General features: G+C 28.2%; 1 protein-coding gene. It reads right to left on the reverse strand.

Annotated elements, in window-relative coordinates; translation table 11 throughout:
- Window positions 1-93: 93 nt before the first annotated feature.
- Entirely contained in the window at window positions 94-774 is a 681-nt protein-coding gene (locus tag FQU21_RS17335) for a PH domain-containing protein (protein ID WP_147679300.1), read from the reverse strand.
- Between the last annotated feature and the right edge of the window lie 138 nt (window positions 775-912).

The following is a 912-nucleotide window of genomic DNA, read 5'->3' on the forward strand; positions in this document are numbered from 1 at the left end:
ATTTTAAGTGTATAAAAATAGAAACCGTCTCTAAAGACGGTTTTTAATTATAGTTATACTATTTATTACGGGCTTGTGCAACGGTTACCGGTGTTACCCAACGTTTTTATTTCCCATTATTATTTCAACTGCTTTGACAGCTTCTTTCTGATATTTTGATTTGTTAGCCAAAATTTCGTTCAATTCCGCTTCAGATTTTGTTTTAAATTTTTCCACAAACTTTTCCGTTAGACTTTTTTCTTTTTGCCTTTCCAATTCTTGTTTTAAAGTTAAAGCTTCTTTAGAGTCGGATTTGTTAATGTATTGAAACATTCTAAATCTATATTTTGTATTCTCCACAATCGGTTCGTCGTGTAGAAAGTCCACAATTAAGTTTGAAATATAATATCTGTCTCCATTATTAAATTCCAAATCCCAGTATGCAAGGTCAGAATTTATCATTTTCCAGCGCATTGCGTTGTCAATCCGATTTTTGTAATAAATTCCTAAATGATAAATTGAAGATTTTATTTCCGTTATTTCATATTGTTTTGATACTCCGTTTTTGACAATTCCGATGCTGTTGTTTTTTGTGTCAATCTTAATTTTCGTATTCTTATTTTCTTTGTAATAGTTAAAATAAATAATGAAATTCGGTAGATTATAGATTAAGAAAATCACAGACATTATTTTGACAAACAAAAAGTCCAAAACAAATTGCTCTCCTTTTTTCAGATAATAATAAATAGGTGTTATAATTATCAAACCAATAACAAAATAAATATTCTCTCTCAAGAGGATTTTTAGAAGTTTGTTGTTATGTTCAAAGGTTTTTTTCAAATGTCTTGTCCTGAAATATGGCTACAGGTTAAAAATTGAATTTAGGCTGATAATTTGTATACCATATTAGGTGTTTTATAATCTAAAGATAAG

The organism is Algibacter pacificus, assembly GCF_008033385.1.
In the GTDB taxonomy this organism is placed as follows: Bacteria; Bacteroidota; Bacteroidia; order Flavobacteriales; family Flavobacteriaceae; genus Algibacter; species Algibacter pacificus.